At 37.4% G+C, this 20748-nt stretch carries 18 protein-coding genes and 2 pseudogenes; all 20 read right to left on the bottom strand.

What is annotated here, in order from left to right:
* Positions 1–48: 48 nt before the first annotated feature.
* Positions 49–1911, bottom strand: a complete 1863-nt coding sequence (gene asnB, locus ACJAT7_RS06520) for an asparagine synthase (glutamine-hydrolyzing) (RefSeq protein WP_415225995.1) — start codon at positions 1909–1911, stop codon at positions 49–51.
* A gap of 54 nt (positions 1912–1965) precedes the next feature.
* On the bottom strand, positions 1966–3273 hold the full coding sequence (locus ACJAT7_RS06515) for an oligosaccharide flippase family protein (RefSeq protein WP_415226014.1): 1308 nt from the start codon (positions 3271–3273) through the stop codon (positions 1966–1968).
* Positions 3274–3277: 4 nt separating this feature from the next.
* Positions 3278–4240, bottom strand: coding sequence for a sulfotransferase family protein (locus ACJAT7_RS06510; protein ID WP_415225994.1), 963 nt, complete (start codon positions 4238–4240; stop codon positions 3278–3280).
* Positions 4241–4245: 5 nt separating this feature from the next.
* The gene (locus tag ACJAT7_RS06505) at positions 4246–5049 is read right to left on the bottom strand and encodes a putative capsular polysaccharide synthesis family protein (RefSeq protein ID WP_415225993.1); all 804 of its coding nucleotides are present in this window, start codon (positions 5047–5049) and stop codon (positions 4246–4248) included.
* A 38-nt stretch (positions 5050–5087) separates the two neighbouring features.
* Positions 5088–5801 carry a sulfotransferase family protein gene (locus ACJAT7_RS06500; RefSeq protein WP_415225992.1) on the bottom strand — a complete coding sequence of 238 codons (714 nt, stop codon included), beginning with the start codon at positions 5799–5801 and terminating at the stop codon, positions 5088–5090.
* Between the two features lie 216 nt (positions 5802–6017).
* Complete coding sequence (locus ACJAT7_RS06495; RefSeq protein ID WP_415225991.1) at positions 6018–7376, bottom strand: glycosyltransferase; 1359 nt, start codon at positions 7374–7376, stop codon at positions 6018–6020.
* A gap of 291 nt (positions 7377–7667) precedes the next feature.
* A complete protein-coding gene (locus tag ACJAT7_RS06490; RefSeq protein ID WP_415225990.1) occupies positions 7668–9071 on the bottom strand; it encodes a hypothetical protein in 1404 nt (467 codons plus the stop codon).
* 515 nt (positions 9072–9586) lie between these two features.
* Positions 9587–11650: a type II secretion system protein GspD gene (locus ACJAT7_RS06485; protein WP_415225989.1), complete on the bottom strand. Its 2064-nt coding sequence runs from the start codon at positions 11648–11650 to the stop codon at positions 9587–9589.
* Positions 11651–11731: 81 nt separating this feature from the next.
* Positions 11732–12316, bottom strand: a complete 585-nt coding sequence (locus ACJAT7_RS06480; RefSeq protein ID WP_415225988.1) for a hypothetical protein — start codon at positions 12314–12316, stop codon at positions 11732–11734.
* A gap of 18 nt (positions 12317–12334) precedes the next feature.
* Complete coding sequence (locus ACJAT7_RS06475; RefSeq protein ID WP_415225987.1) at positions 12335–12895, bottom strand: hypothetical protein; 561 nt, start codon at positions 12893–12895, stop codon at positions 12335–12337.
* Positions 12892–14139 carry a hypothetical protein gene (locus ACJAT7_RS06470; protein ID WP_415225986.1) on the bottom strand — a complete coding sequence of 416 codons (1248 nt, stop codon included), beginning with the start codon at positions 14137–14139 and terminating at the stop codon, positions 12892–12894. Before ACJAT7_RS06470 ends, ACJAT7_RS06475 begins: the two co-directional genes overlap by 4 nt.
* A 21-nt stretch (positions 14140–14160) precedes the next feature.
* Positions 14161–15066 (bottom strand): hypothetical protein, encoded by a 906-nt coding sequence (locus ACJAT7_RS06465; RefSeq protein ID WP_415225985.1) that lies wholly within the window; start codon positions 15064–15066, stop codon positions 14161–14163.
* Positions 15063–15797 (bottom strand): Tfp pilus assembly protein FimT/FimU, encoded by a 735-nt coding sequence (locus ACJAT7_RS06460; protein WP_415225984.1) that lies wholly within the window; start codon positions 15795–15797, stop codon positions 15063–15065. The genes ACJAT7_RS06465 and ACJAT7_RS06460 overlap by 4 nt, the downstream gene beginning before the upstream one ends.
* Positions 15787–16131, bottom strand: a complete 345-nt coding sequence (locus ACJAT7_RS06455) for a hypothetical protein (protein ID WP_415225983.1) — start codon at positions 16129–16131, stop codon at positions 15787–15789. The genes ACJAT7_RS06460 and ACJAT7_RS06455 overlap by 11 nt, the downstream gene beginning before the upstream one ends.
* Before the next feature lie 24 nt (positions 16132–16155).
* Positions 16156–16209, bottom strand: a pseudogene (locus tag ACJAT7_RS06450) (prepilin-type N-terminal cleavage/methylation domain-containing protein); the annotation flags it as partial.
* A 109-nt stretch (positions 16210–16318) separates the two neighbouring features.
* Positions 16319–16762, bottom strand: a complete 444-nt coding sequence (locus ACJAT7_RS06445; RefSeq protein ID WP_415225982.1) for a Tfp pilus assembly protein FimT/FimU — start codon at positions 16760–16762, stop codon at positions 16319–16321.
* A gap of 9 nt (positions 16763–16771) precedes the next feature.
* The gene (locus ACJAT7_RS06440; RefSeq protein WP_415225981.1) at positions 16772–17974 is read right to left on the bottom strand and encodes a type II secretion system F family protein; all 1203 of its coding nucleotides are present in this window, start codon (positions 17972–17974) and stop codon (positions 16772–16774) included.
* Positions 17974–19626 (bottom strand): GspE/PulE family protein, encoded by a 1653-nt coding sequence (locus ACJAT7_RS06435; protein WP_415225980.1) that lies wholly within the window; start codon positions 19624–19626, stop codon positions 17974–17976. Before ACJAT7_RS06435 ends, ACJAT7_RS06440 begins: the two co-directional genes overlap by 1 nt.
* Positions 19626–20021, bottom strand: coding sequence for a type II secretion system major pseudopilin GspG (gspG, locus tag ACJAT7_RS06430; RefSeq protein ID WP_415225979.1), 396 nt, complete (start codon positions 20019–20021; stop codon positions 19626–19628). Before gspG ends, ACJAT7_RS06435 begins: the two co-directional genes overlap by 1 nt.
* A 290-nt stretch (positions 20022–20311) precedes the next feature.
* A pseudogene (locus ACJAT7_RS06425) lies at positions 20312–20461 on the bottom strand (hypothetical protein); the annotation flags it as partial.
* Positions 20462–20748 lie beyond the last annotated feature (287 nt).

The raw sequence follows: 20748 nt of genomic DNA, 5'->3' as shown, positions 1-20748 counted from the left end.
GGTTTGCGCATCAACATAAAAAAATAAAGTAAAGTGAAATAAAACAGGTTACTTTAAATAAGAATAAATTTTAGCATTCAATTGTTGTTGCGATTCACCTAAGAAAAAAATTCGTCCAAATAACTCAGTAGAAAAGAAATTCCAGCGCAGTTTGGCTGGCAAGCCACTTAAAATAGACTCTATTTCATTCAAGGACAAGTCCAGTTGTTGTTGCAAAAATCCATTTTTAAAAAACTCAGCAGGTAAATCAATATAAGTGCTTGGCGATACCGGAAAACCTACTTTTTTTCTGGTAATAATATGTTTAGGTACCCGCCCATAAGCCGCATTGCGCACTACCAGTTTATTGTTACGCTGGCGATCACTTTTTAATAGCTGAAATAATGAGTGAGGACGTTTAAATTTCACGGGTAAATTTAAAGCAAAATTGACCAGTTCGTTTTCAAGAAAAGGAATGCGACTTTCTAAGCCATGCATCATGCCCATACGATCATTTCGTTGTAATAACGAATTAAGATGTGCTTTCAAATATACTTGGCTTTGTACCAAGGCATTTTTTTCCACCGGATCTTGAACAAAGTCGTAGGCCTGCTCAGCCTTAAGACGTAAAGCATTCACATCACCACCGGTTGCTAAACTCTTCAATACAGTACTTTCAAAATTGGCAGCAAATATGTTATCAAATTTACTTTTAAAGCGTTTCACCCCCGGCATTCTCTCTAAACTAGAGGCTAAACGATCAACAAAAATATCTTTTGATATTTTGCCATAGCCTAAAAACAGCTCATCAGCCCCTTCCCCAGTTAATAATACTTTGATGCCATCTTCACTGGCCCGTTTGGCTATTAGTTGAAAAGGCACATCGTTAGCATGATAAGAAGAGGGAAATTCATGGTAATAAGTGGTCGACACTAAGTTTTCAGCATACGCAACTTTATCAATAGCTTCACTCACAAAAGGTAAGTTTAAATGTTTTGCTACCGCTAGGGCGTGTGTTTTTTCACTACGACTGCCTATAACATCCGCATGGTATAGCGCAAGATCAGGGGTGTTTTTTTGTGCTAATGCAGAAATTAACGATGAATCTATTCCGCCACTTAATAATGACGCAATTGGCGCATCTGAAATAGAATGTAAATCGACACTATTAGTCATTAAACGACTAAATTCTTTTGTCATCTCAGTCATCGATGTTTTTTCATAACTACGATAAAGTGACTCGTCAACACAAGATAAACAAGAAAAATAAACTTGTGCAATACACTGTTTACTCGAAGGTGTGATAACAGCAAAATGACCGGGGTTTAAAGCATGTATTCCTTTAAATAAAGTATTAGGCTCATAAGTTGCCCCACCACAAAGCGTATTTAACAAAGCGATATTATTTACCTCAACTTTGCCAATAAAAGGCAACAATGCCTTAATTTCAGAGGCAAAATACAATAAATCGCCAACCTTACAATAATATAGCGGTTTAATGCCCATTCGATCACGGGCTAACCATAACTCTTTTTTAGCGCCGTCCCAAAAAAGAAAACTAAACATGCCGTTGAGCTTAGTTAAGGTTTTTTCAACACCATAGTGTAAACAACATTTAAGTAAAACTTCGGTATCACCCGTTGAGGTAAAGTGCACTCCTTGAGTTTCTAACTCTCCCTTTAATTGTTTAAAGTTATATATTTCGCCATTGAATACCAAACAACTTTTTGAATATTCATCCTGCATAGGTTGATGCGCCGCTAAAGATAAATCTTGAATGCTTAAACGGGTATGCAAAAAACCCATATTTTCATCTAGGTATATACCAGAATCATCAGGGCCTCTATGAGCTAATAATGCAGACATTGTTTGCAAAGTTGAAGCTTGAATTGCCCCCCCGTTAAGGTTAATAATTCCAGCAATTCCACACATCTACTCTCTCCAAAATATTGTATAAGGTACACATAGACCCGCTATTCTTAAAATTTATTTATTAACGCATTCTAAGCATTCTGTTTTTGAATAAATTAATTTGTTCACAAAATATAACGAAACCAAATTTTTGATCGCCATTGCCACCATAGTGATAATGGCTGCGGCCATAAGGCCATAAACAGGAATAAAAATAAATAAGGCCATTATATTTACGCTCGTTAAATACAAGGTATTACGGCGGTGAAGTTTTTCATGGCCCGACATAAGCAAGATTGAGACGCTAGAGCCGGTGGCCAAATTAAACCATTGCCCAATCAATAATATTTTCACTAACACTGCGGATCCAAGGTACACAGGACCAAAATAACTTAAAATGTCATCCAAGGTTAAATACAGTAAAAAGACACCTAAACTAGCGATTAAAAATAGTAACTGAGTGGAACTTTTCGCCAGATGGTTAAATTCATTATATTTTTTATTGTGATAAAGCTTGGCATACTTTGGTGCTGTTATCATATTAATCACCATTAAAGGGTAACTCATTAACAATGACAATTTCAGCGCTAAACTAAAAACGGCTAATTCTGCCAAAGAAACATAATTAGCTAAGATCAAAATACTTAATTGCTGTGTTGCTAATGCCGCTAACGATATGATTAGTACCTGACGACTCACCGTAAATATTTGGAAAAAATTTTTGCCAATGTCGTAGCGATCACCATTTTTAATTTGCCATATTTCAGGCGACAATTTAGCGGACACAAAAATAAAACTCAACACCACAGCGATTACAGCTGCATACGTAAAATACATTAGCGCTTGATACGCTGAATTTACGGGAGCATACCAGAGTAAAAAAATGGCCACCACAAAGGTAATTAAACCACTAAACAAGAGCGCACTTATGGCGTGCTCTTTACCATTTAATGCGCTGCTGTTGATGCCTAAGAAAGTTTGTATAATGGTTAACACCGCAATCAACGGTACTAATAAGGCCAACTGTTCATCGGGGGGGCTATAGTCCCGCATAAAGGTAAAACCAAACACTATTAATAAGGCAACCACACATGCACTTAACAACGCATAGATTACAATAATCCAATAGAGTTTGCCCATTTCATCAACAGTGCTTTTTGCCATAAATCGCAGCATAACTTGATCTAATCCTTGTTTAGCAAATACCGAACTAAACATTAAACAGGTCATTGCCAAAGAAAATAAACCAAATTGTGATGGTGAAAGTTGTTTTGCTAGCAAATAATGAAAAATTAACGCCAACAATGACGCCAATACTTTTACAACTAACAAAAACGCACTTTTTTTTAATAACTGATGTGGCGCAATAGCAGAGGTTAACATGGGATCAGTCAAACCAGAGTGACAGTACATCACGACCAATTAACTCGTTGAGCCCTTCTAATTCATTAATAAAATATTTATCTAAAAACTCTTTAGTCGCCACCTCCATTTCTTTTGGCTTCTTTGTTACTAGAGGGTTTATTTTTCGATGTACCCCATTAATAAGCCGATAAATAGTATTACGAAATTTTATTTTATGACTTAGAGAGTGTTCAAAATGCTGATCATAGTTGATATTGCCTGCTTGGGGAAACAGACTGTTTTTTAATAATTGTAAGGCATAAAATTTAGGATAAGTGGTCGCATTTTCATGTAAGTTAATAGCAGTAGCGGGTAGCTTTTTATCATCAACACCAATATGTTCACAAACACCTTTAAGGACTTTCGCTTTATCAGCGATAAACTCTTCAAAAATGACGAAATGAATATTTTCCCTCGGAATATATTTTAAGTATTGCTGTATTTGCAGGGTATATAAGCTGCGATTTAATACACTATGAGGATTGAGCTTAATGCAGTCTTCAAAACGATATGGCATACGATTACTCCGTACCAAATGCCAATATTGTGAAAAGGCTCTTCTGCTAGGTTGCCTTAACATAATAACCAGTTTTATGGCTTTGTGTTGCAAAGCAATGCGTTTAGCCGCCAAAGGCGAAGCCAAGTAAGTAGTAGAGTCTTCCCCTACTAGCTGTTGAGGGTTTGCTAAAGAGAATTGTTGGTTATACCAAGCCCAATAGTCTTTTGGTTGATGACTAGACCATTGCCCCCCCGAAAACTGATTAAAATCAGGATGCTGAATAATATTATCACGGTCAAAAAAGTGGAGTTCTTTTTCAGGAATAAATACATCAGGATGTTGATTCAACATGCCATGCAGCGTCGTGGTGCCAGACTTCATTGCCCCACAAATAATAAAATCAGGTATTTTAATCTTTTTAGGCGCCAACCAATCATCATTAGCCATGTTAATTACTGCCTGTTATCCACAAAAAAGAATTCATTAAATTTACTATTTTCCAATAAGTTAACTAGATTATCACTCGGTTGATAGGTGGTATTAAATTGTTGATACAAGGGGGCATACCATTTATTTTCAGCTTTGTTTTTATTGCATAAAATAATTTTTTTGCCTATAAAATCTTCAACTATGGGCAAGTGTTCAGTTAAACGCTCTGCATCAATACACAGTATTTGGATATTTTTGTGTTTAATATTCATATAACCCCGATTTTTATCAAAATGGGCTTTATACACATCAATACCCAAAAAACGTTTAATTTCTTTATCAAACCAAGTAAGGGGATAATGATGATCAAATTGTTGTTCAAACAAAGTGATTAATAAATTTTCACTGGGAAGACGTGTCATCAACGCCGGAGAAAGTGATAATAAATCACTCTGACTATTAAAAATATAAGCGTCTAAATCATGAAAATACATAGATATATTACGTTTCATTGGTTTTCTGACTAAAGTCACCACCTTAATATCGTCTCTACTTTTAATGGCTTTTCGGCGTAAATGGTTAATAAAAGCTTGTTTCAATTTATGATAATAATAGCGAAATCCGCAGCCAAACAAAGCCGCCTGCCTGGGTTTGCAAGTGTGGTTATCTAAATATAAAGTATGAATATGAATAGCATTCTCAATAGCATGCTCTAGCGAGGTGGAACCCACCTTACCCATTTGATAAATTAATACATTATTTTCATCTGCAAACCTTTTATACATAGCAAAATAATATTTAATACTTTTCAGTAACTTTTTAAACACCTGGCTTTATTTCCTCTTTAGTGCCGGTAAATACCCACTTAAGCTTGATCAAATTGATAATGAAAATTATCAATATCCTCTTGGTAAAAGCGTTCAACCAAAGCATAAGTATCATCGTCATAATACTCACTGTAATGTTTGTGTTTAACTACCTTGGGTTGTAATAATAACGGCAATAGAGCGAATAAACGATTTTTTTGTGGCGTTTTATTTTTATGTGTCAAGGTGATGGTGTTTATCGCTAACTGCTGGCAAACCGTGTTAAAATCCTCTTGTAAATGCTCAAATTTACCAACAAAATCAACTAAACACTTGCCCTTTTCATCATATAAAAATTGGCTTTGTGGGACAACATGACGGTAAAAATCTTTGGCTTGACAATGATCATCGTCTTGTGGCGTTGGAAAATGTGTTAACACAAAATGCCGAAAGCTTTTTTGATAATTTTTTGCGCCTAAAGAACGCCTGTAGTTGTACTCAGAAACTAACCGTGACCAAGGATTACGGACAAAGGTAAATTTAAAATATTGCTCGAATAATCCCGGGGTAATATAGCCCTTATCTACATATTCTCTGGCCAATAAATGCGCTAGCCTTGGTGGCCCCAACTCAGGTTGATTATTCGGCCTGAGAAGTAAAGCTTCTCGTTGAGACCAAGTTAATCCCATACGCTGAACAAAAACTGCTTCAATGCTTTGACCTGCCGCTTTGGGAATATGCACAAATATACATTTATCGGGATGAGAAATCATATAAAAACGACCAAGCTTAGTAGTAAATGAGGTGCTAACATAATAGTTTTATGGCTGAGAATCTAGCTGGCCCCTGTTCTAAATAACTATTCCTCATGCTTAACCCCCAGAATTTAAGCCTAATGTACTCTCTGAGCAAAGTTGACACTCTTTAGCCTTTAAATAGATATTTCAGGGTGTTGTTATTTAAATAACGAGTCATCTACATGACGAGCATCAGTGCTTTTTATCTGTCTGAGAAAGCACCACGTTAAGTATATCAAGGAGTTGCTTGTTAAGGGTTTTAACATCACCTACTTGTGCAATTTTTTGACGCGCGTTGGCGGTTAGCTTTTCACGTAAAGGAATATCGTGATAAAGCAAACGAATATTGTCAGCTAAACTAAGACTTGATTTTTCTGGTGCCAGCAAGCCCTGTTCACCGTGGGTTATCAACTCAGGTATACCACTGTGGTAAGTTGATAACACGACCGTGCCTACGGCCATCGCTTCCATAATGGATACCGGTATGCCTTCCATGTCTCCATTATTTGCAGTTATGCTAGGTTGCAAAAAAACATCGGCATGAATTAATTCTTCTTGTACCTGTGCAGAATTTAATGGGCCTAATAAGGTGACAAAAGGGCTTAAGCCTAAGTCATCAATAGCCTGTTTAATCGCCCCTAACTCTTCACCAAAACCCGCTAAACGGTAATGGCATAGGATGGGCTGTTCAGCTGAATCAGCTTTTTGTGGGCTATTTAGGGGGAATTGCTGTGTTTTAGCCTTTGTTTTTGTTAAACCCAGCACCAAAGCCAATGCCTCTAACGCGTATATTATGCCTTTCTTTTGGGTGAAACGCGCCACGGTAAAAAGCGTCAATACTGGCGGTGTTTTTGTTAATTCAATTGACCTAAGCACGGTGTCAAGAGCACGCTGATAAGGAAAGTGTGTTAAATCGACACCCATACGGTGCACCCGCACTTTATCGCTTGAACAGCCTATTTTGATTAATTTTTCTTGCCATATCTCACTAATAGGTAGCATTAATTCGCCTTGCGCAAATAAACGCTGATAATTTGCTCTATTAGCCAACAAGGTTTGCTTCACTGACAGCTCGTAACCATGAAACACAGTGACTAGTTTGCCTTGTAGTACGTTTAACGTGCGTAGGTTATTGGCGGTAATACCGTTATCGCCAAAGTGAGCCAAGATCACATCAAACTGATAGGTATTTTTTGTTTGTGCCGCAATAGCCGCTAACAATAACCTTTGAGCTGGTTTACCCAACGCCTTGGTAGTTAAAGCCTTAACGGTTCTTTTACTTGTTTTAGGATGGACCAACCCAAATAGGGTCTTTATCAGCCTATGCTTAAACTTAACCAAAGGGGCCATAAGGGCAGGGGGGGTTAAATAATGAGTTCGATCAGCTAACTGGTAAGCAAGGTGATCTCCTTGCGTAAATAACATTTTATCACCTACACTTAGCGAGATAATGCTGACATCAATACCCGCATCAATTAACCCCGTTATTTGATTTAATACAAAGGTTTGTGAGCGAATAGGGAATTGACTAACAAAAAATGCAAGTTTCATGATTAATGGTTTAAGTACCTCTACTAGTTATATTTCAATGACTCTGACTATTTGACAACACTACATAAGCTGTAAAAAATACACTTTATATTAAGACTTAAAATATAAGCTTACAAATAACACTCGCGTAACAGCCAGTAAACCTGCACATTAATCATCATTAGCGCCCAACTACAGAAATTGCTTCACACCTAGCGTACTTTAATTATTTGTTTATCAAAAAGAATCATTATTTTTTAAACAAAAAAAACGAGCCGAAGCTCGTTTTTTAACTAATAGGTAATTACTAAATTAATTATCAGTTAATTTCAAGTCACCATTTGCACCGAATGTACCAATAGCAACACGGCTTTCAGACAAAGTAGTTGGGTGCTTAACCTTGAAACCAGCAAATGCTGAGATTTGGTCTTCAGGTGCGTTAATCGTAATATCTACAGAAACTTTACCAAAAGTATCACCAGAGTCAGCTAAAACATCAGCCGCAATAGCGTCCATCACAACAGCTCTAAGATCTGTTATACCTGGTTGAACCATTAAACCGTTCATATCAAGTGTAGTTGCTGTAGCTTTGCCTTCAAGCATGTATTCAACAAAAATCGCCCCGGCAACTGTACCTTCATGAGTTACAGATAGAATTGGGAAAGTATTTGGGCCGAAAGGCATATAAGGAACAGTAAAACTTGAACCATTTAACGCCCAAGAACCTAAACTAGCCGCACTGCTATAAGAACTTGTTGAAGCACCTGCAGAAGCAGTATTGTATTCAAGAGTAGCAACATAATCATATGCTTGATCTTTCAAGACAATAGTACCATCAGTTGCGACTGTGAAACTTGCAGGAGCACCTGCAGCAACACCAGTAACAACTGTACTGGTTAAATCTGTAGCATTAGTACCTGACAATGTAAAACCAGCATCCACAGCGCCATCAGCATCAGTATCCAAGAAAGAAAATTGACCATTCAACGTTACTTCAACAGGAGTCGCTACAGGTACTGCATTTAAAAGATCTGCAGAAGCACTAGAAATAGTCACTGTAGCAGTTTCTGAAGATGAATCATCAACAAAATTTAAACGACCATCGTTCACATCAATTAGGCCTACTAAACCAAAATTACTGGTAGCAGTAGAAAATTGTGTTACAGATTCTAAAATAACTGCAGATGCAGTTTCAATTAATGCGCCACCAACATCTGAACGTGTAGTAATAGTATAAGAAACAGTAGAACCTACCGCACTAGCAGCATATTCAAGAACTAAACCAGTGATATCAAGCTGAGGAGTACCTGCTAATGTTAAACCATCAACGCCAGCATCATTGTTATCACCCGCTGGTGTAGTAAAGGTAAACACAGCCTGAGTCGTTGTAGGATAAGTTACTGTATATGCAGAAACATCATCCGAAGCATTACCTGTTAAAGCAATAACGCCTGATGTAGCAGGCGTTAAAGTAGCACCAGTAATATCAATAGTTACGGATTGAAGACCAACATAGTTAGCAGCTTCGGCGGTATCTAAGTCAAAAGAAACCCCACCTGGATCCACTGCAGTATCATTTGCAGAACCTTCCGAAGACATTGTATATGCTTCTGGGTTAGCAATTGTACCAGCGCCACCAGATATGATTACTGAAGCAGCCATTACATTTGTTGCAGCTGCGGCTAGAGCTAAAGTTAATAAACTTTTTTTAAACATTTTTTAATTTCCTTTGTTTCATGAAACAGAGTTATCTCACTATTTGTGTAGTACAACTCAAATTTAGTATTAAGTTAAAATAATAACACTTAGGCCGTCGCCAAAGCGACTTTTAACATGGATAAGTCTACCCAGTGAATTTATCTTGTCAAGCGTTGTATGTGTAACTGAGTAGACTAAGTTTTAAATTATTTAAATTCAAACAAACACTTGGTTGATTTTCATTCAAAAATAGTAAAAAAACCTTCCTTCTTCTTCTTCTTTAACTTGCCAGCTTCCCTCTTTAACTTGCCAGCTTCCCTCTTTAACTTGCAGGTTAGCCATTTGACTCTAACAAACTTGTTTCCTAAAAAGCAAATAAAAAGTAAAAGTGCACCCTAAAGATCACATCTAACCCTATAAAAAATATAAAAAAATTCAAATGAAAATGCCCACAAAAGTTAGATCCAACACTTACGCCCAAACACCGAAAATCACCCACATGCCCGCGGTCATTTCATCATGGTCGGGGGAGACTATTTAAGGCTTAGCTCGGTTAATTTATTTGAAAATTTGGCTTTTATTTCATCCCACTCATCAGTTGACTCGATAATGCGAGGTGTCACTAGCACCACTAATTCAGTTTTTACGGTCGCGTCATTTCTGCTATTAAATAAGTGACCTATCAGGGGGATACTGGAAAAAAATGGCACTTGAGTATCTGAAAAATCAGTATTTTCACTGATAAGGCCACCTAAAATAATTGTCTGGCCACTGCCCGCAATCACTTCGGTTTCGATGCTACGTTCAAAAATAATGGGCGCACCTTCTACGGCATCACCGCCTGAAGGCTGATTACTGATTTTTTGTTTGATTTCCATAATAATAATACCACGCGCATTAATAGTGGGCTTTACCGTTAAGTCTACCCCTGTTTTTCGGTAGACTACCGACGAGGTGACTACCCCATCATCTACTATGGTATCCCCTATGGTGGGAATGTCATTACCCACAGTAATGGTGGCTGACACCCCATCTCGTACTAATAATGACGGTCGAGACAACACCTCAACATGATCGTTTTGCTGAAATAGCGTAATATTTAAATTACCTTGGGCGCCAGTAAGGGCATAACTTAGTCCAGCAGCCCCACTACCTAAATTAAAACCGCCTTGCGAAGAGGCCACCCCTTGATTCGTTAGGGTAAAATCAACACCACTTTGAAAACTGTCAGATAAAGTCACCTCCGCAATAACCACTTCAAGTAACACTTGCTTGGGCAACACATCAAGTTGTTTTATCAAAGGCATCAATTGCCTATAGTGCTCACCCGTGGTATGAAAAATTAGCGCATTGGCCCGTTGGTCTACTACCATTTTCATATTTTCATTACTGGCATTAAGACTCTTACTGCTACTATTTTTATTTGTTTGTTTATTTTGATCATTTTGACTATTAGCAGACGTTGACGAAGATATATTAGCCGTTCCTCCGCTAATTAAGTTTTTTAAACTCTCCCCTAAATCAGTGGCGCGTGAAAATTGGGGAGAATAAAGAAAATACTGTAAAACGTCACCACTTAACGGTTGATCTATTTGCGTTAACCAGAAATTTATCCGTTGTAATATTTTCTTATTAGGCACAAAAAATACTAACCTGCCGGTACGATCTAATGAAATGATAGAAATGGCTTTGTCAATTTGGTTTTCGCCAGCAACAGTTAACCCTTCTTGTTCTAGTAGTTCACCTAACTTAAGTTTAAGGTCGATAAGCGAAACAAAGGTGGCTTTATATAACCCTATTTCTCTATTTCGATAGGCGGGTTGGTCCATTAATTGAATAAATTCGAGTGCTTTTATAATTTCTGGTCGTTTGCCTTGCACTAACAAGGCATTTTTCTTAGCTGCGGAAATAACATTGACCTTGGCTAAACTTTTTAAAATAAGCGTTAATTGGGTTTGTACCCCATAATCAAAGGGTATCATTTGCATTATTTCTAATGAACTATTAGGTACATCTTCAAGCTTATTACCATAGCCATAAACCATATCAGCTTTAGTGCCTTGGCTTTCGCTGTCATGAATATAATAAATACCTTCATTAAAACGAATAATATAACCCCGCTCTGCTAACAAGGTTTCAGTGATGGTAAACAATTTTTGCTGACTTATTTTTTCTTGTAAATTCAAGGTGATTTTTTGACTGTTTGACTTAACTTTGTCACCCAAAATATAATTAACCGCTAATAATTCGCCAAACACATAATGTAGGTAGTCTTCTAACGGTAATTCATCCGTTGTGATTGCAACCATTTTACTGGTGCTAAACTGTTTGGTAAGATCTGTAGTGGGTTTATCACTTTCTTGCTCTTCTTCATAAGCCGATAAGTATTGCATACTATTATCGAGCAGACTCTCTGCTTGCTGCTTCTGATCTCGGGTGTCATTACTGGTTACAGCGCTGTTATCACTCTTATTTAGATATGAATCATTAACCGCATTTTTAGGTTTTAGCGCACTGCTACAAGCACTCAGTGTGATAACGATAAATAAACTCAGGTTAAAATTATTTACTTTACTTCTTACATCTTTTTTTTTCATGGATTGACACACTTTTATTTATACTCACTTAGCCGTAATAGCTAAACTTATTTATGGGGTCTACATTAATTGGGTATGTTTTTATTTATACATAGTTAAAGTGACTTGCTGCAAGGTTTGATTTAACGTTTGTGGCTGCGTTGGCAATGGCGCTATTGCCAATTGAGTCAACTTTACTTGAGTGTTATTAGCAATTGTTAATCTATACCCATACGCAGGCTGATTATTTTCAAATTTTTCTAGTTTTGTGGAATTACTTTTAACATTAGTGACTAAAATCAATGCGATGGCTTGTTTTTCATCATTTTTAATGATTGATTTCAATTGCAAGCTATGATCATTAATATAAAATTTTTGTAATCTGCCTTGTTGCTTAGCTTGTGCTTCAGCGCTGATTACATTGTTATTAATTTCAGCCGCTGGTTTTTCTGGAGTTTGATATTTTTGGTAACTATCTTGGAGTTGACTGATTGTTGATTGTGCTATTTGCGGCATTGCTAAAGGTTCAATCACAAACTGGGGAGTCGTTTTATTTATTTTACCCGCTTTTTCTGCAAAACGAACACCGATATCGCTCACGATAAATAGTAGGGTTATTATGCTTACCATCAGTCCTAATTTACTGGAAAAATAATGAAGCCTGTTTTTTTTTGGTATTAAAATCACTGACTGTTGCCAACCTCTTTACCGTTCAATTTTATTATTAGCATATAAATGCAAGGTTAAATTACCACTGACTTGGCCTAAATCTTGTGCTTTTTGCCGTTGCACCTTTAAGATAAAATCACCTACTTCAATATAAGGTGACTGTAATTCTAAGGCCGTCATCAATTTGATAAAATTAAGGGTATTACCACTTAAAAACACTTGTAGTTGATAATGTGTTACCGATAAAGCAGGTAAATTGCGGCTGTTTTCCCAGCCAAATCGCGTTAACTTCAGTTTATGCTGTTCTAGTATTTTCTCCAGCATTATTTGTTGTTTCAGTTGAAAATCAGCTTCGACTTGATAAGGAAAGAACACTTGTTCTGCGACGGTCAAGGCTTGCGTTAATTTGACCTTTTGTGATAATAATTCATCGTTTTCACTTAAGACGACACCCACTTGGGATAATTTCTTTTGCTGCTGTTGTATTTCCATATATAAGGCACTTTGCCAGTCGGAAATAGGTAAATAAATGAATTTTATAATCACTAACAGGGCAACCACAGACAATAAAAGCGCATGTTGTTTTAATTCATTCATGACTTTTTATCCTGCGGAGTATTATTTTGTTTTTTTATAACAGATAACTCGTTGGCTTGGGATTGCTTTTTGTTGGTGTTTGTATCTGGGAAGCTCAAGTCAGGGGTTAATAAAAAACTAATAACAAAAAGATCATGGTCTTTTGTTGAGCGGCTTGGACTGTCAAATTTAGCTTCCACAACATTGACATTATTACTGATAGTTTCCAGCAAGTCAGTAGCTTTTGCGGTTTTCCCCCTTAATATGTAACGATTTTTTTGTAATTGAATATTGGTAAACTGCGCTTGTGGGAAAATATCCATTAAGACTAGCCAAATAGGGCTTCGACTCTGTTTTTCTTTTAGAAAGTCAGTTAAGGCTAAATAATACTCAATGTTATTATCAAATAGTTGTTGTTGATTAAGCGACTCACTCACTTGTGATTTTTGCGCGGCCAATTGACTTTGTAACGTATTATCTTGGTATAACAAATAACTACTCGACAGCACTATATAAAGAGTTGTCAAACTAAAAAATGGGATCATTATTTTTTTAGCCAACAGCGATGGCTGCTTAATTTTTAGCGGTCGAAAACATGCGATTAATCGTGTGAACGCTAGTTGCTGTGTGCCTATTAACAATTGTGAGACAAAATCATCGGGTTTAATGATTTTGTCTTTAATTATTTTAGCATGATTAAAAGGCAAACCTGTCGATTCGGCAAATCGTTGACTCGCGTTAATAACCGCGGTTTGTTGTGACGATTGCACTAATCCATTGGAGCGTACCGCAAACAATCGCTTTTCTCGGGATAAAATAACAATTTGGTTATTTTCGCTATCCGCTGTTAATAAAACGGTTTCAGGAATAATAATATAAGCACTAGGCACCTGATGTTCAAAATGCCAACTATTTACAGTACTTTTACCCTCAGCTGTTGGGTTAATGTGATAATAAACATTCTCTTGTTCATTATATTGTAAAGTTAATAATTTAGTTAACTCTCTTTTATTCTCTACGGGATAACTGCTGACTTTTTCTTGATAATGCTTGCGCGCAACAATAATAATGCTCGGAGAAAAACCATTTGAGGTAACATCAGCTTCGTCATTTATTAAAGACGCTTTTTCTGCGGTAGTGGATAACGACAACTGCCCCTTTTCATCTAATAGGAAACGATACATATTGCCGTCAAAATAACCACCAAACTTTACCAGTAATTTTTTTAACGCCTTAAGTTTTAATAGGGTTGTTTTTGTTTGCAACTGCTGATTTCCCACTTCGCATTAACCACGATTTGAATAAAGATTGATAGGATGAATATTTCTAGTGGCGTAAGGGTTTACATTTAAGATTATGCTTTTACTAACACTCGACTCGCCCACGGTACTGGTCAGTTTTATGTGAGTATTATTGGTTATATAAAAAAGTATTTCTTGTTCATTATTTTCTGATATCTCAGTAAGCTGCTCAAACAGTTCGGTTGATAACTGTCCTTTTTTCCGCAGTTCAATCACTTGGTTCAGTGTGTCACTACCTAGCGCTAACTGAGCAAACAATGCGGCTAAAATACTTTCGGGCGCAACCATGGGGTTGAAACTCGCTTGTTTATATAATGATGTGGTTGCTAATAATAAGTTTAATTGCTCAGACGTTATTCCCTCAATAAAAGAAAACTCATGTATGTCAGCGACTTTAGCATTTCGGGGAGGCATGTTTTGACCGGCCGACTCACTTCCATTGAGGCGAGGGATATTATCAAGATCTTGCCAATCTATCAAGCGGGCCACTAGGTTGTTAGCTTCGTCAGTGGTTGCACCTATGGTGGTTAACATTGTTGTCAGTAGTTTGTTATCTGGTTGGTAGGCATACATCAAACCTGACTGATCTTGCATTTTAACAGTTACTTGATCCTGCATAGAAAAAGCTTGATTGTGAAAATTCCATGTTTTAACAATTTCATTGTCTTGAGAACTATTTTCAATAGGATATTTTTTTTGTTCAGTTAATAAGGTAAATAACAGCTCTGCTTCTGCACTATGTAAGGCGACTAGGGCTAATGCTTTTTCATCTCCCCATTGAGCAATGGTGACTTGCTCTTTAGCTGTTTGTGTTAAATACAAGGCAAATACTGATAAAATAGCGGTGATCAGTAATACTTGAATTAACGCTATCCCTTGGTGCTGCTTCATTGAATATCCTTGGTATAATAACCTAACCATTTTTCAGGCCTTTGCTCAAGATGGATGGGAAAGCTTAATTTTTTATTTTCTTTCGTTAACACCACTTCTATTTGCTGAGGCATAAGTTGTTTATCAATGCCTGAATAGTCACTATACCATTGTTGTACGATAGCAAGATCAGCATCATTTCGCTTATAGGGAAGAGATTGCCAGCCAAAATATTGAAATTGCACTTGGTCTAAATCCATAAATAAAGTCAGTTCATGGGTGAAATTAATTTCTTGCTGGGTACCTGTCAATAATAACTGTTCTGTTGAGGTTGATTGATAAACTAAATCCACTAAGTCGTTAGCTTTTTTTCGGGTTGTTAAACGAAATATTTCCGGGAAACCATGGCTAAATAAGCCATTTCGACTAACCGCTAGCAGGCTGTCTGGGCTACCAATAAAAAAGAAAGAGGGTTTTTTATTGTCATCAACCACCACAAAAGAATGAACTCCTTCGAGTAAGCGTTGAAAATTTTCTAAGTTTTTGGCTGTATGAGCTGAGCTGGCAAATTGGCCTAATTCTTGACTCCAACGTTCCGACATTAAACTATAACTATAGCTCCCTGTAAAAAGTAATAAAGACAAAATAGTGATCGATATCATCAGTTCTATTAGGGTAAAGCCTCTAGTATATTTCGATAGTTGTTTTTTTTGATTAGCTCTTTGATTTTTAAAAGGTAAATTAATCATCATTCCAACTTAATTCGTTAAAGTGATAATTTTTAGTTAATCCACTGTATTCTAGTGTTAATTCAACCATCCAAAGCTTAAATTTCTGAGGGGGGTCAGTCATTTTCCCTGTGTCGGTATCAAATATTGGCTGTGCTGCTTTATGTTTTAACAATGATGCCTGCCATTCATAGGTAACGTCCCACGCATTATTGGTTTGACTCAAGGCTAATTCGTTACCATTACCTTGTTGTTGAATTTCAGACTTAACCGCGGCTAACACTGAGGGTAATACCGCCGCTATTTTTATATGTTTATTGGCTTTTTCACTACTGAGAAAAGCGCCACTATAAATCATAGATACCGTTGCTATAGAGGAAAAAAGGATGACGGCAGCCACCAATACTTCGATCAGCGTGAAGCCTTGATAATTTATTTTTTGTTGTAAGGAGCGTTTTTTAATTTTATTTTCAACTTTTACTTTAGCTTGATTTTCTGCGTGTAAGCACTCAATAGTTTAGGCTATGTTTCGAAAGATAACGGTACTATTTAATGAGAGAACTGCCCTTAATATCGTCTTCATGATTCACCCATTTCTTTAGATCCACCGTGAGAGGCTTTCCTCTATAGGTTCCTTCGAGCAAAGTAGGAGAAACAAAACCTTTGATATTATACACTAGCTGTTGCGGTTGAAAGAATAACGACTCTAAGTTTTTATTTTCAATCAGGTTATCTTCTTGATTTTTGATGAAAAGCGTAATGTTTTTGCCTGAGAATTTAACAATATGGTGTTGCCCTGTAGAAAAAGCGCGGTAACTCACTTTGCGAAGCCAATTTTTTACTGTGAGCATTTCTTGTTTGGCCTGGGCTTTCTCTAAACTATTGATGGCTAATGGCCCTACTAGCCCCATTAAAATAGCGACAATCGACATCACGATCATGAGTTCAATAAGGGTGAAGCCCGTGGCTTTCGACGATAGATTTTTCATGAAGGTAGCTTAAATTCCCATTTCGTTAATGGAAACCATACTCATCAACATAACCACTACCACACCACCAACAAAACCTCCCATAAACAAGATCATCAAAGGTTCTAATAATGTGGTCATACGTTCGGTCCAGCTTTCAAATTCTTGACGTGAGCGGTTAGCTATTTCGTCAAAAACACGTTCTAGGTTGCCCGACTCTTCCCCAACTTCTAGCAATGAAATATAAAAGTCAGGATAAAGTGACGTTTGTTTTAAGGCGGGTGTTAACAAACTCCCATTTTTTACTTTCGTTTTGGCTATGTCTAATTCACGTTTCAACACTTGGTTTTTGATATTACCGGCGGAAAGACCAATGGCTCGGTCAATTTGTACCCCTGCTTTAATCATCATGGCAAGACCACTATTAAAGCGAATGCGTTCCACGGTGATCACGGCTTTTTTTATGATAGGTAATTTTAAACTGAACGTTTGCCACCATTGTATAAAGGCAGGTTGTTTACTCGCGGCGACTAAACCAAAAATGCTGGCTATGATCCCGATAAATAATAATCCTTGGTATTGGAGCATCCATTCACTGGTAGCAAGCATTGCGCTGGTATACCAAGGTAACGAGTCAACTTCGCTAAACATTGCTGACATTTTGGGAATAATAAAATTAAAAATAAAAAAGACACTCAAAATACAAACAAAGAATATGACGGTAGGATAAGCAAGTGAGCTGATAATTTTTCGTTGTAATTGTCGACGAAACTTTAAGTCTTTTGCCAGACCGTCAAATATTTCACTTAGGTTTCCCGACGCTTCACCCAGTTCAATTAAATTACAATACAGTGGGTCAAAAATATCATCGTGGGCTTTAAACGCTTCAGAAAGACTCCCACCCTTTTTTAAGTTGGCACTGATGTCAGTTAATAGCTTAGCTAAAGCGGGTTTAGCTTTAGTCCGTTTGATGATATCTATCCCTCGGTCAATACGGACACCTGACTCTAGTAACAAACTTAATTCAGCCGTTAAAAACTCGAGATCTGATAAGGATATTTTTTGACTAAAACTAAATACACTTTTCCCGGCCTCAATAAATTCTTTGACTTCGGTTGGTAATAAACCTTGCTGCTTTAAGTCTAATATTGCACGTGTTTTGTCACTTGCTTCAAGCTGACCGTCTAGTTTAGCACCCGATTTATCGTAAGCTTTGTAGGTAAATAATGCCATTAGCCTGCTACTCTGATCACTTCATCAATGGTGGTTAAGCCACAAATCGCTTTATAAAAACCATCTTCTAATAACGTTCGTCTTTGTAAGTTGGCATTATGCTCTTTTGCCTTGGGAATAAAATCAGCATCTTTGGGCATCGCTTTAATATCATCATCACAACGTAAATATTCAATAACCGCCATACGTCCTTTGTAACCTGAATGTGAGCAATGATCGCAACCTTTGCCCTGTATAAGATTGATTTGGGGTAATTGGAATTTATCTGCTAATGTTTTTAACTGATACTTTTCAATTAATTCATCTGCGTTGGGGTGTGGCTGGGCACATTCACTACAAATTTTGCGAGCCAAACGCTGGGCAACAATTGAAACAAGTGCAGCGTTAAGTAAAAACTCTTCTACCCCTAAGTCTAACAAACGCGTGTAAGCACTCGCTGCGTCGTTGGTATGTACTGTGGAAAAAACTAAGTGACCTGTTAAGGCTGATTGTAAGGCAATTTGTGCAGTTTCTTTATCTCGTATTTCACCCAGCATGATTATATCGGGATCTTGGCGCACAATACTGCGTAAACCTGCAGAGAATCCAAAACCAATTTCGCTGTTAACCTGCACTTGGTTAATACCGGGTAATTGGTATTCAACGGGGTCCTCTAGAGTAATTATTTTTACGTCGTCGTTATTAAGCGCATTAAGAAAAGTGTAGAGCGTGGTGGTTTTACCTGATCCCGTAGGTCCCGTTAGTAAAACAACACCTGCAGTGGTTTTAATGTCTTTACGGATCATTGCTTCAATATCGCTAGATAAACCCAGCACTGACATGTTGTACTGCACATTGTCTTTACGTAGAAAACGCATGACCATTGATTCCCCATTATTCAGAGGTAATGCTGACACACGAATATCAAGTTCTTGATTGGCAATTTTTAATTCTATTTTGCCGTCTTGGGGACGACGTTTTTCTGCGATGTCCATGCCTGATAATATTTTTATCCGGGTCACTAAGGGCAGTTGCATGCGTGGGGAAAGCATTTCTGCTTCATGCAACACGCCGTCAACACGAAAACGTGCGCGATAACGACCGTTATAGGGTTCCAGATGCATGTCTGAAGCCCCTTGCCTTAAGGCTCGTGAGATTAATGAGTTGAGTAAGTTAACGGTGGGGGCTTCGGTGGCTAATTCTCTTAAGCGTTCTTCTTCATCGCCAAGAAATTCTTGTTCGTTTACCAGTGAATCTTGCTGTTCAAATTTACTACTGAGTATTTGAATAGCAGATTCGTCAGCAATAAATATTTCAGCCGTAATGTTGTGCTGGGTCAGCCATTCATTAACCGTTAAATCTAGAGGAAAACGACAAGTAAAGGTCCATGAATTTCCACTCACAGCCAGCGGAACCCATTGTTGTTCAAGTAGCATAGTTAATGTACTAGCTTCAATATCTACTGGTTCAACGTCTTGCCAATGAGTAACATCGAGCAACGGTAAATCGAGATATTTACTGTATAGCACAGACACCTGGTCGTCAGGCAAGCTGCCCATATTAACTAGCACCTGATCAAGGCGACCACCGAAACGACTTTGATAACTTTCAGCTCGTTTTAAATCATCAGGCGATATATTGAATTTTTCGAGTAATAACTGACTTAATTGCATTATTTGTGCACTATGTCTGCATTATTTTCAGTACCGCCTGCTTGACCGTCTGCGCCGAAAGACATTACTTTGTATGGGGAGTTGTTTTCCCCTGGAATAGAATAAATATAAGTATTTCCCCAAGGATCCATGGGTACGGCTTTAGGTAAATAAGGTCCGTCCCATCGGGGTTTATCGCTTTTACGCAGTTCTTCTAAGTTGGCGGGGTAAGAACCCATGTCTAATCGGTAAGTATCAAGTGCGGTTTCAAATGCATGCATTTGTGCTGATGCTATGCCACGCTCTGCCGTGCCTAATTGATCAAAAAACTTCGGTGCTACCAATGATGCCATTAATCCCAAAATGACGATAACGATGAGTAATTCGATCATCGTGAAACCAGTGTTTTTACGCATAATATCTTGAATGTGATTAGTTTGAACCGATTTTAACAGCTGTAAAAACAGCTGTCGAATAGTTACGGTTGGTTTGTTAGATTTTTAAACCATTTTTAACAGTGCTCTATTTTATTAAACGTAGTAAGTCGCCAAACATGTTATAACGCATATGAATATCCGACAAAACACACAGTAAAAAGACTTAACATTACCCATTCAGGAAAGTCCCAATATGTACCTGTAATACCAAAGCTAGCGAAAATGATGGACATAGTGCTTATCACTCATAATGGCTGTCTGGACGTTACTTAAGCGATGCGCTGTTTATCTTCAGCAATAAGACACGAGGCAAGCTCAACATAATAATGAGACTTATCGGATATACCTAAACGCTTAGAAATATCAGGTACGGAATAGTCTTTTTCAACCACTTGGCGAACTGCTTTTTGTTTAAATTCATCGGGATATTTTTACTCGTAATACCTTTTACCTTACTTCGGTTTCTGACTAAAAGTGCCTACAGATTTAGGGAAATATCAAAGAAGCGGAAATTGTTGCAGTTTTGCTTTAAGAAGTTGTTATAATACAACGATAACAATATACGTTGCTTCGTAATGTATATTCACTCAACATATGTTTAGAACACAACAGGGATATTTAATGGAAGTAATATCTAATACTGTATTTGCTGGGGCATTTGCGATTGCATGTTTGACCATTGTTGGTCTTAGGCCTATTGCAGCAA

This window comes from Psychromonas sp., from assembly GCF_047632995.1.
Lineage (GTDB): Bacteria > Pseudomonadota > Gammaproteobacteria > Enterobacterales > Psychromonadaceae > Psychromonas.
The sequence above is the reverse complement of the archived record's forward strand: the minus strand, read 5'-3'. Positions and strand labels throughout refer to the sequence as shown.